The 13,305-nt window shown below is 63.0% G+C and carries 10 protein-coding genes; 6 read left to right on the forward strand and 4 right to left on the reverse strand.

Annotation, left to right across the window (positions count from 1 at the left end; translation table 11 throughout):
- Positions 1-21: 21 nt before the first annotated feature.
- On the forward strand, positions 22-1,740 hold the full coding sequence (locus BT116_RS15905) for a C13 family peptidase (RefSeq protein WP_072345431.1): 1,719 nt from the start codon (positions 22-24) through the stop codon (positions 1,738-1,740).
- Between the two features lie 27 nt (positions 1,741-1,767).
- Complete coding sequence (locus tag BT116_RS15910) at positions 1,768-2,409, forward strand: oxidoreductase (RefSeq protein WP_003205912.1); 642 nt, start codon at positions 1,768-1,770, stop codon at positions 2,407-2,409.
- 220 nt (positions 2,410-2,629) lie between these two features.
- Here the strand turns inward: BT116_RS15910 and BT116_RS15915 are convergent, their stop codons facing one another.
- The 4 genes from BT116_RS15915 to BT116_RS15930 all read right to left on the reverse strand — a co-directional run bounded on the left by BT116_RS15915 (position 2,630) and on the right by BT116_RS15930 (position 7,172).
- Positions 2,630-2,914, reverse strand: a complete 285-nt coding sequence (locus tag BT116_RS15915) for a YceK/YidQ family lipoprotein (RefSeq protein WP_072345433.1) — start codon at positions 2,912-2,914, stop codon at positions 2,630-2,632.
- Positions 2,907-3,554 (reverse strand): flavin prenyltransferase UbiX, encoded by a 648-nt coding sequence (gene ubiX, locus BT116_RS15920; protein ID WP_072345435.1) that lies wholly within the window; start codon positions 3,552-3,554, stop codon positions 2,907-2,909. Before ubiX ends, BT116_RS15915 begins: the two co-directional genes overlap by 8 nt.
- Entirely contained in the window at positions 3,551-4,900 is a 1,350-nt protein-coding gene (gene mpl, locus BT116_RS15925; RefSeq protein ID WP_072345437.1) for a UDP-N-acetylmuramate:L-alanyl-gamma-D-glutamyl-meso-diaminopimelate ligase, read from the reverse strand. Before mpl ends, ubiX begins: the two co-directional genes overlap by 4 nt.
- Positions 4,901-5,264: 364 nt before the next feature.
- Complete coding sequence (locus BT116_RS15930) at positions 5,265-7,172, reverse strand: sigma-54-dependent Fis family transcriptional regulator (protein ID WP_072345439.1); 1,908 nt, start codon at positions 7,170-7,172, stop codon at positions 5,265-5,267.
- 556 nt (positions 7,173-7,728) lie between these two features.
- On the opposite strand from BT116_RS15930, the gene BT116_RS15935 reads away from it, so the two are divergent.
- The 4 genes from BT116_RS15935 to eutC all read left to right on the forward strand — a co-directional run bounded on the left by BT116_RS15935 (position 7,729) and on the right by eutC (position 13,259).
- Positions 7,729-9,249, forward strand: a complete 1,521-nt coding sequence (locus tag BT116_RS15935) for an acetaldehyde dehydrogenase ExaC (RefSeq protein WP_072345441.1) — start codon at positions 7,729-7,731, stop codon at positions 9,247-9,249.
- Between the two features lie 273 nt (positions 9,250-9,522).
- The gene (eat, locus tag BT116_RS15940; protein ID WP_072345443.1) at positions 9,523-10,893 is read left to right on the forward strand and encodes an ethanolamine permease; all 1,371 of its coding nucleotides are present in this window, start codon (positions 9,523-9,525) and stop codon (positions 10,891-10,893) included.
- Positions 10,894-11,028: 135 nt separating this feature from the next.
- The gene (locus tag BT116_RS15945; RefSeq protein ID WP_072345445.1) at positions 11,029-12,423 is read left to right on the forward strand and encodes an ethanolamine ammonia-lyase subunit EutB; all 1,395 of its coding nucleotides are present in this window, start codon (positions 11,029-11,031) and stop codon (positions 12,421-12,423) included.
- A gap of 11 nt (positions 12,424-12,434) precedes the next feature.
- Complete coding sequence (gene eutC / locus BT116_RS15950) at positions 12,435-13,259, forward strand: ethanolamine ammonia-lyase subunit EutC (RefSeq protein WP_072345446.1); 825 nt, start codon at positions 12,435-12,437, stop codon at positions 13,257-13,259.
- Positions 13,260-13,305 lie beyond the last annotated feature (46 nt).

The raw sequence follows: 13,305 nt of genomic DNA on the forward strand, positions 1-13,305 counted from the left end.
CCTGATGACCTGGATCCCGTTATGCGCTTACTTGTTCCCCTGACCCTGATCTTGTTGCTCACCGCCTGTGGCAACGGCGAATCGCCGCTGCCTCCCGACGCGCGCCTGCCCGACGGCGGACGCTATCGCGGCGACCTGGTGGACGGCTTGCTGCAAGGCCAGGGGCGCATCGATTACCCCAATGGCAGCTGGTACGCCGGGCAGTTCGACAAAGGCCAGTGGCACGGCACCGGGGAATGGCATGGCAGCAATGGCGAGGTCTATCGCGGCCAGTTCCAGCAGGGCCTGTTCCACGGCCAGGGCAGCCTGACCACACCGACCAGCAGCTACACCGGCGGCTTCAAGCTCGGGCGGCGGGACGGTGAAGGGACGCTCAAGGAAAACGGCATGACCTACCGGGGCGAGTTCAAGGCCGACCGCTATTCCGGCCTCGGACGCCTGGAACTCGACGACGGCAGCCAGTACCAAGGCCCCTTCGCCAACGGCAAGCCCAACGGTGAAGGCCAGCGCTTCGACGCCAGCGGCAACCAGTTCACCGGGCATTTTGTCGATGGCCAACTGCAGGGCAAGGGCACCTTCAACAGTGCCGATGGCGATGTCTACATCGGTGGCTTCAAGAACAACCAGCTCAACGGTCGCGGGCGCTACGAAAATGCCGACGGCGATGTCTGGATCGGCCGGTTCAAGGACGGCGCGCTGACCGGCAAGGGCGAACTGATCGGCGCCGACGGCAGCCACTATCTCGGACAATTCAATGATTGGCGCTTTACCGGCGAGGGCCGCCTGAACCTGCCCGACGGCAGTTTTTACGTCGGCCAGTTCGAAAGCGACAGCTACCACGGGCGCGGCACCCTGGTACTGACCGACGGCACCGTGCAAAGCGGCACCTGGGCCAACGGCCAACGGGTGCGCGACGCGGATGGCAGGCTGCTGCCGGATGTGCTCGAACTCGGCTTGCTGGCCCAAGGCCGCCTGCTGGACGATGCCCTCGCCAACATCCCGGCCTCGACCCCGGCGGTGGAGCTGTACAGCCTGACCCTGGGCGGCGACGGCAAGCAAAGCGTGTTCCTGCGCGAGTCCGACTATGTCGCCAACATGCTCGCCAGCCGTTTCGGCGCGTTCGGGCAGATCCGCCTGGTCAACCACCGCGATCACCTCGGCGACCGGCCCATGGCCAGCCGCGAAAGCCTGCGCCGCGCCGCTGCCACCCTGGCCGAACGCAGTGGTCCGGAAGACCTTATCTTCATCTACCTGACCAGCCACGGCACCAGCGAACATGAACTGGTGCTCGACCAGCCGCGCATGGAACTGGCCGACCTGCCCGCCGATGAACTGGCCGTGGTCCTGGCGCCACTGAAGAACCGCGACAAGATCGTGGTGATCTCGGCCTGTTATTCCGGCGGCTTCATCCCGGCACTCAAGGATGAACGCACATTGATCATGACCGCCTCCCGGGCCGACCGGGTGTCCTTCGGCTGCTCCGAGGAAGCCAACTTCACCTATTTTGGCGATGCGCTGTTCGCCCAGGCATTGAACCAGACCGACGACCTGGAGCAGGCCTTCAAGCGAGCCAAGGCCACCGTTGCCGAACGCGAACAGGCCGACAACTTCGAAGCGTCCGAACCGCAGATGTGGGCGCCGAGGACGGTCCTTTCCCACTGGCAACTGCTGCGCAAACAGCAGGCACGTAAAGCATTGCAAAGTGCTGCATTGAACGACGAGGCCACAAAGAGCAACTAAGCTGAATCGTATCAAGGGGGAAACACTATGTACTTGACGCCTCAGCATGTTTTGCTCGCCGGTGCTACCGGGCTGACCGGGGAACACCTGTTGGACCGGCTGCTCAATGAGCCGACCATCACTCGCGTATTGGCGCCTTCACGCCGGCCACTGGCTGAACATCCACACTTGGAAAACCCGGTTGGGGAGCCGGCCCAGGTGCTGCCACAACTCAGTGGCCAGGTCGACATCGCCTTCTGCTGCCTCGGCACAACCATCAAGAAAGCCGGCTCTGAAGCCGCCTTCCGCGCGATAGACCTGGACCTGGTCGTGGCGTTTGCCAAGCGCGCCCGGGAGTTGGGCGCACGGCATCTGGTGGTGATCAGCGCACTGGGGGCCGACGCCAAGTCATCGATCTTCTACAACCGGGTCAAAGGCGAAATGGAGGCAGCACTCAAGGCCCAGGGCTGGCCGCAACTGACCATTTGCCGGCCTTCCCTGTTGCTGGGCGACCGGGTTGAACCGCGCCTGGCCGAGCAACTGGCCGGGCCCTTGTCGAAGCTGATTCCAGGCAAGTACCACGGCATCGAAGCCTGCCAACTGGCCCGGGCCATGTGGCGTCTGGCGCTGGAAGAGCAGGACGGGGTGCGGGTGGTGGAGTCGGATGAGTTGCGTAAGCTGGGTAAATAGCCCGGTGGTGCTCCACCGATCCAAAGCCGAGCGCTTATTGTGGTGCGAAGGGATTGTGGCGAGGGGATTTATCCCCGCTGGACTGCGAAGCAGTCCCAAAACCGGAGCACGTGGTGTATCAGACTAATCGAGTTAGCTGCCTTGGGGCCGCTTCGCGGCCCAGCGGGGATAAATCCCCTCGCCACAGGAATCTCCTCCAGACAGCTACCTCTTCTCAACCCTACATCCCGCCGGTCGCCCGGAACCCCACGCCTATTGCGGTGAACAACGACAACGGCAACAACAAGGTATCGAGCAGCGCACTGCCCGGCAGGTCGAGACCTGGGTAACTCGGCGCCTCGGCGCCAAAGCGGTCCTTGGCGCAGCAGCCGCCGTTGAGCGCGTAAAGATCCAGGCGCGTGCCCGCATATACCACCGGTGCGCCAGGCTTGGCGGCGTCGAGGGTGCGGGCGGTGGCGCAGCCGGTCAATTGCAGCGCCAGCAGCACGATCAACAGCTTATTCATCGCTGCTCAAATGATGCTCGCCCCAGCGCGGCAACATGTCCTGGGGGATGTTCAGCAGATTGAGAATCCGCGCCACCACAAAATCGATCAGGTCATCGATGGTCTGCGGTTGGTGATAGAAACCCGGCGACGCCGGCAGGATGGTCACGCCCATGTTCGACAACTTGAGCATGTGCTCCAGGTGAATGCTCGAATACGGCGCTTCCCGCGGCACCAGGATCAACTGGCGGCGCTCCTTGAGCGTGACGTCCGCGGCCCGCTCGATCAGGTTGTTGCAGGCGCCAGTGGCAATCGCCGACAGCGTCCCGGTGGAACACGGCACCACCACCATGGCCGCCGGCGCCCCGGAGCCCGAGGCCACCGGCGACATCCAGTCTTCCTTGCCATACACGCGAATCTGTCCCGCCGCCGCACCGGTGTATTCAGTGAGGAAGGCTTGCATCATCTGGGTCTTGGCCGGCAGGGTCACGTCGGTCTCGGTGGCCACCACCAGTTGCGCGGCCTTGGAGATGAGGAAGTGCACCTCGCGGTCTTCCCGCACCAGGCAATCGAGCAGGCGCAAGCCGTACTGGACACCGGAAGCGCCGGTCATCGCCAGGGTAATGCGTTCCGGGCCACTGCCCTCCAAGTGAGTGTTCATTTCAGGGCCTCGGCCAGTTTGCCGTGCAGGCCGCCAAAGCCGCCATTGCTCATGATCACCACGTGGGTGCCGGGCTGGGCCTGGCTCTTCACGCGCTCGATGATGCCTTCCAGGGAATCACTGACAATCGACGGCACCGTACACAGCGCGGCGGTGGCGCCGAGGTCCCAGCCGAGGTTGGCCGGTGCGTACCAGATCACCTGATCGGCATCGACCACGCTTTCCGGCAGGCCATCACGGTGCGCGCCGAGCTTCATGGAGTTGGAACGCGGCTCGATGATCGCAATCAGTGGTGCATCGCCGACGCGCTTGCGCAAACCGTCGAGGGTGGTGGCGATGGCCGTTGGGTGGTGGGCGAAGTCGTCATAAATAGTGATGCCATTGACCTCGGCGACTTTCTCCATCCGCCGCTTCACGCTCTTGAACGCGCTCAACGCAGCAATGCCCATGGACGGCACCACGCCGACATGCCGGGCCGCCGCCAGGGTCGCCAGGGCGTTGGCGACGTTATGCTGGCCGGTCATGTCCCACTCGACCACGCCTTGGGACACGCCTTCGAACATCACCTCGAACTGCGAACCGTCGTCCTTGAGCAACTTCACCTGCCATTGCCCACCCGCGCCGGTGGTTTGCACCGGGGTCCAGCAGCCCATCTCGATCACGCGCTGCAAGGCCGGTTCGGTGGTCGGGTGAATCACCAGGCCTTCACTGGGAATGGTGCGCACCAGGTGGTGGAACTGCCGCTCAATGGCCGGCAGATCGGGAAAGATGTCTGCGTGATCGTACTCAAGGTTATTGAGGATCGCTGTGCGTGGACGGTAGTGGACGAATTTCGAGCGTTTATCGAAAAACGCGCTGTCGTACTCATCGGCCTCGATCACGAAGAACGGCGTGCCGCCCAGGCGCGCCGACACCGAGAAATTCTGCGGCACGCCGCCGATCAGGAAGCCCGGGCTCATGCCCGCGTGCTCCAGCACCCAGGCGAGCATGCTGCTGGTGGTGGTCTTGCCATGGGTGCCGGCCACGGCCAGGACCCAACGGCCCTGCAGCACGTGATCGGCCAGCCATTGCGGCCCGGACACGTACGGCAGGCCTTTGTTGAGCACGTACTCCACCGCTGGGTTACCCCGGGACATGGCGTTGCCGATGACCACCAGGTCTGGCGCCGGGTCCAGCTGCGCTGGGTCGTAGCCTTGGGTCAGCTCGATGCCCTGGGCTTGCAGCTGCGTGCTCATCGGCGGATAAACATTGGCGTCGGACCCGGTAACGTGATGGCCCAGCTCCTTGGCCAGGACCGCCATCGAACCCATGAAAGTGCCGCAAATACCGAGAATATGGATGTGCATAGTCGACCTCATAAACATGGCCGCAGGTTAGCGTAGGGAGGGGGAAATCGCACCTTGTGTTTCGACTTCACGCCGCTGAAGCACCGCAAATCACCTGTGGGAGCTTGCTCGCGATAGCGGTGGGTTAGCTTGCGGTGATGTTGAATGTGCCGCCGTCATCGCGAGCAAGCTCACTCCCACAGTTGAATGTACAACCCGGCTTTTGTGGCGAGGGGATTTATCCCCGTTGGGCTGCGAAGCGGCCCCTAAACCAGGTAACTCGGCGTGCCAGTAAGATTGAGTTCACTGCTTTGGGGCTGCTGCGCAGCCCAGCGGGGATAAATCCCCTCGCCACAACAGCGGTCAGCAGTTAGCAGTCAGTGCTTTATCGGGCAATGGCGTGTTTGCGCAGCTTCCGGTAGAGGGTGTTACGGCTGATGCCCAGTTGTTCGGCGGTGTGGGTCATGTGCCAGCGCTGGCGCTCCAGTGCTTCGATCAAGGCCAACCGCTCGGCATCGTCAAGCGGCCGCTCGGCCACCGCTTCGACCACCACCGTGGCCGGGCGCTGGCGGATCATCGCCGGCAAGTCTTCCAGGCCGATCCGCCCACCGTCGCACAGCGCGGCCAGGGTGCGCAGCACATTACGCAGCTGCCGCACGTTGCCCGGCCAGTCGAACGCCAGCAACGCCTGGCGCGCCGGCTCGTCGATGGACACCGTCTCGGCCCCACTCTCTTCAGCCAACAGAAAATCCAGCAACTGCGACTTGTCACTGCGCTCGCGCAATGCCGGCAGCGGGATTTCCAGGCCGTTGAGGCGGTAGTACAAGTCCTCACGAAAACTGCCGTCCTGCACCCGATCCAGCAACTGCCGGTGAGTGGCGCTGATGATGCGCACGTTCACCGCCTCGGGTTCGCCGCCGATGGGCACCACCTGGCGATCTTCCAGCACCCGCAGCAAACGGGTCTGCAAGGCCAGGGGCATGTCGCCGATTTCATCGAGGAACAGCGTGCCGCCGTCGGCCTGCTGCAGCTTGCCGCGCATGCCTTCCTTGCGCGCGCCGGTGAAGCTGCCACCGCGATAACCGAACAGCTCGCTCTCGATCAGGCTTTCCGGGATGGCCGCGCAGTTGAGGGCGACGAAATGTTTGCCGGCGCGCTGGCTGGCGTGGTGCACAGCCTTGGCGAACGCTTCCTTGCCGGAGCCGGTTTCGCCCTGAATCAGCAGCGGCACATCGCGCTCGAACACCCGCAGCGCCTTGCGAAAATGCTCCTGTAACGCCGCATCTCCCAGGCAGATGCCTGGCAGGCGGGCGGGCTCAATAATCTTGAGCGCTGGCGCAACCGGCACCGGCACACTGCGCGGCTGCCCGCGCAGCACCGCGAACAAATGCCGGCCGTCACGGGTGCGCATCGGCCAACTGGCGCTGGCATTTACACTTGCGCGACCGAGTAACTCGTCCAATGAACAGTCGAAAAAATCCTCCACCCGCTGGCCCAGCAAGCTGTCGCGAATATGCCCCAACAGGTTCAGCGCACTCTGGTTGACGGCGCTGATCCGGCCTTCGCCGTCGAACGCCAGCAGCCCTTCGCTGAACAGCCCCACGGACTCGGCCTGCAGGTGGAAGCGCAGCAGCCATTGATTGTCGAAGCAACGCAGGAAATAGCAGCTCTCGATCATCTTCGCCGAGAGATTGACCAGGGCCATGGTGTGGAACTGGCTCTGGCGCGACACGTCCGGCCGGGCCGAAGACACGTCGAGCACCGCCAGCAGTTCGCCCTGGGGGTCGAAGACTGGGCTGGCCGAGCAGGTCAGGCCGGTGTGGCGGCCACGAAAATGTTCTTCCTGGTGGATGGTCAGGGCCTGGCGTTCCACCAGGCAGGTGCCGATGCCGTTGGTGCCTTCGCAGGCTTCGCTCCAGTCGGCGCCGAGCCAGAGGCCGGCTCGCTCGAAAATCTTCCGTTCGCTGGGGGCGGTGACGCAGTTGAGGATCACGCCGCGAGCGTCGGTCAGCAGCACCGCGTGGCCAGCGCCGGAGAGTTGCTGGTGCAGGCTGGTCATTTCGGTGCCGGCGATGTGCAGCACCTGTTGCAGGCGTTCGCGGCTTTCCAGCACCCGGCCATGTTCGAGCACGGTCGGCGCAAGGTTCTGCGCCGGGTCGAGGTGATAATCCTCGAGGCAGCGCAGCCAGGAACGGGCAATCGACGGATCGCTGCCAGGGCCCTGCAAATGGGTCTTGCCCTGGGTGACCGTCAGGACTTGCTGGGCATGGCGACTCAAGTGGTTGCTGTGCATTTCTTATTATTCTCCCCGAAGGTTGCGGCCTTGTTGGAGTAACGGTCGGACACCTAACCCTGTGTATGACACCTAACCGATGCCTGACACTTAACCTGTGGCGAGGGGATTTATCCCCGTTGGGCTGCGAAGCAGCCCCAAAACCTGAACCTGCGGAGTGTCAGGTTGATCGAGTTGACTGGTGGGGGGCTGCTTCGCAGCCCAGCGGGGATAAATCCCCTCGCCACAGATAAATCCCCTCACCACACATAAATCATCTGCCACAACGGTATTCGGCAGGCCAACTGGCGAATACCCCAGCATCCTCCAGCCCAACCGGCAATGCAATGCTGGCGCGACCTGTCAGTCACAGACTGTCTCGCATCTGGCACAAACTGTCACACCCGCTGTATCGCAAACGTCACGCAACCCATCCGTTTGTCCGACCAACTCCTCCTAAAGTCTTGAATTACGGGCCCTGCAAGGCAATGGCCCAACCTTTGCTCTAGGCTTAATTACCGGCGCTCAATTTTGCGCGGCCCTCCCGTATAAGCACAAAAGCCAAGGAGAACTCATCATGCGTTACGCTCACCCCGGTACTGAAGGCGCTATCGTTTCGTTCAAGAGCAAATACGGTAACTACATCGGCGGCGAGTTCGTCGCGCCTGTCAAAGGTCAGTACTTCACCAATACTTCCCCGGTCAATGGCCAGCCCATTGCCGAATTCCCGCGCTCCACGGCTGAAGACATCGAAAAAGCCCTGGACGCCGCCCACGCCGCCGCCGATGCCTGGGGCGCCACTTCGGCCCAGGCCCGCTCGTTGGTCCTGCTGAAAATCGCCGACCGCATCGAGCAGAACCTCGAAGTGCTGGCGATCACCGAATCCTGGGACAACGGCAAGGCCGTGCGTGAAACCCTCAACGCCGACATCCCCCTGGCCGCCGACCACTTCCGCTACTTCGCCGGTTGCCTGCGGGCCCAGGAAGGCGCGGCCGCCGAGATCGACGGCAACACCGTGGCCTACCACATCCATGAACCCTTGGGCGTGGTCGGGCAGATCATCCCGTGGAACTTCCCGCTGCTGATGGCCGCCTGGAAACTCGCCCCGGCCCTGGCCGCCGGTAACTGCGTGGTGCTCAAGCCTGCCGAACAAACCCCACTGGGCATCTGCGTGCTCATGGAGCTGATCGGCGACCTGCTGCCGCCCGGCGTGCTGAACGTGGTGCAAGGCTTCGGCAAAGAAGCCGGTGAAGCCCTCGCCACCAGCAAGCGCATCGCCAAGATCGCCTTCACCGGTTCCACCCCGGTGGGCTCGCACATCATGAAATGCGCCGCCGAAAACATCATCCCGTCCACCGTGGAACTGGGCGGCAAGTCGCCGAACATCTTCTTCGAAGACATCATGCAGGCCGAGCCGAGCTTCATCGAGAAGGCCGCCGAAGGCCTGGTGCTGGCGTTCTTCAACCAGGGCGAAGTCTGCACCTGCCCATCCCGCGCCCTGGTGCAGGAATCGATCTACGACGAATTCATGCAAGTGGTGATGAAGAAAGTCCTGCAGATCAAACGCGGCGACCCGCTGGACACCGACACCATGGTCGGCGCCCAGGCGTCCGAGCAGCAATTCGACAAGATTCTTTCGTACCTGGAAATCGCCAAGGGCGAAGGCGCCGAACTGCTGACCGGCGGCAAAGTGGAAAAACTCGAGGGCAACCTGGCGACCGGGTATTACATCCAGCCGACCCTGCTCAAGGGCACCAACAAGATGCGCGTGTTCCAGGAAGAAATCTTCGGCCCAGTGGTGAGCATCACCACCTTCAAGGACGAAGCCGAAGCCCTGGCGATCGCCAACGACACCGAGTTCGGCCTCGGTGCCGGCCTGTGGACCCGCGACATCAACCGCGCCTACCGCATGGGCCGGGCGATCAAGGCCGGTCGCGTGTGGACCAACTGCTACCACCTGTACCCGGCGCACGCCGCGTTCGGTGGCTACAAGAAGTCCGGCGTGGGTCGTGAGACCCACAAGATGATGCTCGACCACTACCAGCAGACCAAAAACCTGCTGGTGAGCTACGACATCAATCCATTGGGGTTCTTCTAACCCTACGGAAAGATCGTTGAGGGGATCGTTCCCACGCTCTGCGTGGGAATGCCTCAACGGACGCTCCGCGTTCGGCTTTTTGGGACGCAGAGCGTCCCGGGCTGCATTCCCACGCAGAGCGCGGGAACGATCGACTGGCACAACCCCTTGCTCGCGAGGGCGCTCTCACACACAGAATCAATGCCTACCGCTCTGGCATGAGCCTTGCGTGCCCGCTCCACAGCAAACCCGAAAGTCCAACAGATCAAACAATAAAAAAGACAGAGAGGACTTATGACTTCTACCACCCAACTTAAACCCACACTCGGCACCCTGCATTTATGGGGCATCGCCGTCGGCCTGGTGATTTCCGGTGAATACTTCGGCTGGAGCTACGGCTGGGGCACCGCCGGAACCCTGGGCTTTCTCGTCACCGCCCTCATGGTGGCGCTGATGTACACCTGCTTCATCTTCAGTTTCACCGAACTGACCACCGCGATTCCTCACGCCGGCGGGCCGTTTGCCTACAGCCGACGGGCCTTTGGCGAGAAAGGCGGGTTGATCGCCGGGATCGCCACCCTGATCGAATTCGTCTTTGCGCCCCCGGCCATCGCCATGGCGATTGGCGCCTACCTCAACGTGCAATTTCCGGAACTGGACCCCAAGCTCGCGGCGGTCGGCGCGTACATCGTGTTCATGACCCTGAACATCCTCGGCGTCAGCATCGCCGCCGCGTTCGAGCTGGTGGTCACCGTGCTGGCGGTCGCCGAGTTGCTGGTGTTCATGGGCGTGGTCGCGCCGGGCTTCAGCTTCAGCAACTTCGTACTCAATGGCTGGGCCGGCTCCAACGAGTTCACCCTCGCCTCGATCCCGGGCATTTTCGCGGCGATCCCCTTCGCCATCTGGTTCTTCCTCGCCATCGAAGGCGCGGCCATGGCCGCCGAAGAAGCCAAGGACCCGAAGCGCACGATTCCCCGCGCTTACGTCAGCGGCATCCTGACCCTGGTGTTCCTGGCCATCGGTGTGATGATCATGGCCGGCGGCGTGGGTGACTGGCGCACCCTGTCGAATATCAACGACCCGCTGCCCCAGGCCATGAAGGCCGTGGTCGGCAACAATTCAACGTGGATGCACATGCTGGTGTGGATCGGCCTGTTCGGCCTGGTGGCGAGCTTCCACGGGATCATCCTCGGCTACTCGCGACAGTTCTTCGCCCTGGCCCGGGCCGGCTACCTGCCCCGTGGCCTGGCGAAACTGTCGCGTTTCCAGACCCCGCACCGGGCGATCCTGGCCGGCGGCGTGATCGGCATCGCGGCGATCTACAGCGATGGCCTGGTCAACCTGCAAGGCATGACGCTGACGGCGGCGATGATCACCATGTCGGTGTTCGGCGCCATCGTGATGTACATCATCAGCATGCTCAGCCTGTTCAGGCTGCGTAAGACCGAACCGAACCTGGAACGCACCTTCCGCGCCCCGGGCTACCCGATCGTGCCGGGCATTGCGCTGTTCCTGGCGGTGGTGTGCCTGGTGGCGATGGCGTGGTTCAACATGGTGATTGGCCTGGTGTTCCTGGCGTTCATGGTTGTCGGCTACCTGTATTTCCAACTGACCGCCAAGCAACGCTCCGGTGCACCGGCGGACGCTATGCTCACAGGTATCTGAAAGTTGCACCGGCGCCGGGCCGAGGGTCCGGTGCTTGCCATTTAAAAGTGCACACCAACCCCCTGTGAGAGCAAGCTCCCACAGGGTTATGGGGTGTGTATTAAAGTTTTTTAGAGAATCAGGAGGACACCGCCCATGGCCGCATTCGCCCATTCCGTCGGCGCCCAGACCTATCGCTTCGACAGCCTCAAGGACCTGATGGCCAAGGCCAGCCCGGCGCGTTCCGGGGATTTCCTGGCCGAGGTCGCCGCGCTCAACGATGGCGAGCGGGTGGCCGCGCAAATGGCCCTGGCCGATTTGCCCCTCAGCCATTTCCTGCAAGAAATGCTGATTCCTTACGAGGTCGACGAAGTCACCCGGCTGATCGTCGACACTCACGATAAACAGGCCTTCGCCGCCGTCAGCCACCTCACGGTTGGCGGCTTTCGCGATTGGCTGCTCAGCGATGCCGCCGATGAAGACAGCCTGCGGGCACTGGCCCCCGGCCTGACCCCGGAAATGGTCGCCGCCGTGTCGAAGATCATGCGCGTGCAAGACCTGGTATTGGTGGCGCAAAAAATCCGCGTGGTGACCAAGTTCCGCGGCACCCTCGGCCTGCGCGGGCGCTTGTCCACGCGTCTGCAACCCAACCATCCTACCGATGAACCGGCCGGGATCGCCGCGAGCATCCTCGACGGCCTGCTCTTCGGCAACGGCGACGCCATGATCGGCATCAACCCGGCCACCGACAGCACCGCCTCGATCTGCGCCATGCTGGAAATGCTCGACGCCATCATCCAGCGCTACGACATCCCCACCCAGGGCTGCGTGCTGACCCACGTCACCACCTCCATCGAAGCGGCGAACCGTGGCGTGCCCCTGGACCTGGTGTTCCAGTCCATCGCCGGCACCGAAGCGGCCAACGCCAGTTTCGGCATCAACCTCAACGTGTTGCAAGAAGGCTACGACGCCGGGCTCAGCCTGAATCGCGGCACCCTCGGCAACAACCTGATGTATTTCGAAACCGGCCAGGGCAGCGCGCTGTCGGCCAACGCCCACCACGGCGTCGATCAACAGACATGCGAGACGCGAGCCTACGCCGTGGCACGGCATTTCAAGCCATTTTTGGTAAACACGGTTGTAGGCTTCATCGGCCCGGAATACCTGTACAACGGTAAACAGATCATCCGCGCCGGCCTCGAAGACCACTTCTGCGGCAAGCTGCTGGGCGTGCCGATGGGTTGCGACATCTGCTACACCAACCACGCCGAAGCCGACCAGGACGACATGGACACCCTGCTGACCCTGCTCGGCGTGGCCGGGATCAACTTCATCATGGGCATCCCTGGCTCCGACGACATCATGCTCAACTACCAGACCACCTCGTTCCACGACGCCCTCTACGCCCGCCAGACCCTGGGCCTGAAGCCTGCGCCGGAATTCGAAACTTGGCTGGCAAACATGGGCATCTTCACCCAGGCCGATGGCCGGGTGCGGTTCGGCGACAACCTGCCACCGGCGTTCCGTCACGCCTTGGCGCATCTGGGATAAGTGAGCTGCCCATGGATAAAAAACCTGTCGACCCACAAAACCCTTGGCTGAACCTGCGCAACCTCACCCCGGCACGCATCGCCCTGGGCCGCACCGGCACCAGCCTGCCGACCCAGGCGCAATTGGACTTCCAATACGCCCACGCCCAGGCCCGCGATGCCGTGCACCTGGCGTTCGATCATCAGGGCATTCGCGCGCAACTGAGCGAGCGCGGCCGTGAGAGCCTGTTGCTCCACAGCGCGGCGGCCGACCGACACAGCTATCTACAGCGTCCGGACCTGGGCCGACGGCTCGACGACGCCTCCGCGCAACAATTGCAGGATTACGCCACGGCCCATCCCGACGGCGTGGACCTGGCCATTGTCGTGGCTGACGGCCTGTCGGCGCTGGCGGTGCATCGCCATACCTTGCCGTTCCTGGCGCGGCTGGAAGAACAGATCAGCGCAGAAGGCTGGTCGACGTCGCCCGTGATCCTGGTGGAACAGGGCCGCGTCGCCGTGGCCGATGAAGTGGCACAGCGGCTCGGCGCGAAAATGTCGGTGATCCTCATCGGCGAACGCCCCGGCCTCAGTTCCCCCGACAGCCTGGGGCTGTATTTCACCTACGCCCCCAAGGTCGGCCTGACTGATGCCTATCGCAACTGCATCTCCAACGTCCGCCTCGAAGGCTTGAGCTACGGCATGGCCGCCCACCGCCTGATCTACCTGATGCGCGAGGCCTGCCGCCGCCAGCTTTCGGGGGTCAATCTGAAGGATGAAGCCCAGCTTCACACTCTAGAGTCGGAAAACGCTGCCGATATGAAAGGTAATTTCCTACTCATGCCGCCCCGAAGCTGATCCGTTTATCCGATTGCGTTTTTGATCCGCTTTCAGGCAGCATCAA

The sequence above is a fragment of the Pseudomonas sp. NFACC16-2 genome, assembly GCF_900119205.1.
Taxonomy (GTDB): domain Bacteria; phylum Pseudomonadota; class Gammaproteobacteria; order Pseudomonadales; family Pseudomonadaceae; genus Aquipseudomonas; species Aquipseudomonas fluorescens_Q.

Coding starts and splice junctions, on each gene's coding strand:
- eutC (WP_072345446.1), top strand. CDS start 12,435: ATGGATAAAAAACCTGTCGACCCACAAAACCCTTGGCTGAACCTGCGC.
- BT116_RS15930 (WP_072345439.1), bottom strand. CDS start 7,172: ATGCACAGCAACCACTTGAGTCGCCATGCCCAGCAAGTCCTGACGGTC.
- BT116_RS15945 (WP_072345445.1), top strand. CDS start 11,029: ATGGCCGCATTCGCCCATTCCGTCGGCGCCCAGACCTATCGCTTCGAC.
- BT116_RS15915 (WP_072345433.1), bottom strand. CDS start 2,914: ATGAATAAGCTGTTGATCGTGCTGCTGGCGCTGCAATTGACCGGCTGC.
- BT116_RS15935 (WP_072345441.1), top strand. CDS start 7,729: ATGCGTTACGCTCACCCCGGTACTGAAGGCGCTATCGTTTCGTTCAAG.
- BT116_RS15905 (WP_072345431.1), top strand. CDS start 22: ATGCGCTTACTTGTTCCCCTGACCCTGATCTTGTTGCTCACCGCCTGT.
- mpl (WP_072345437.1), bottom strand. CDS start 4,900: ATGCACATCCATATTCTCGGTATTTGCGGCACTTTCATGGGTTCGATG.
- eat (WP_072345443.1), top strand. CDS start 9,523: ATGACTTCTACCACCCAACTTAAACCCACACTCGGCACCCTGCATTTA.
- BT116_RS15910 (WP_003205912.1), top strand. CDS start 1,768: ATGTACTTGACGCCTCAGCATGTTTTGCTCGCCGGTGCTACCGGGCTG.
- ubiX (WP_072345435.1), bottom strand. CDS start 3,554: ATGAACACTCACTTGGAGGGCAGTGGCCCGGAACGCATTACCCTGGCG.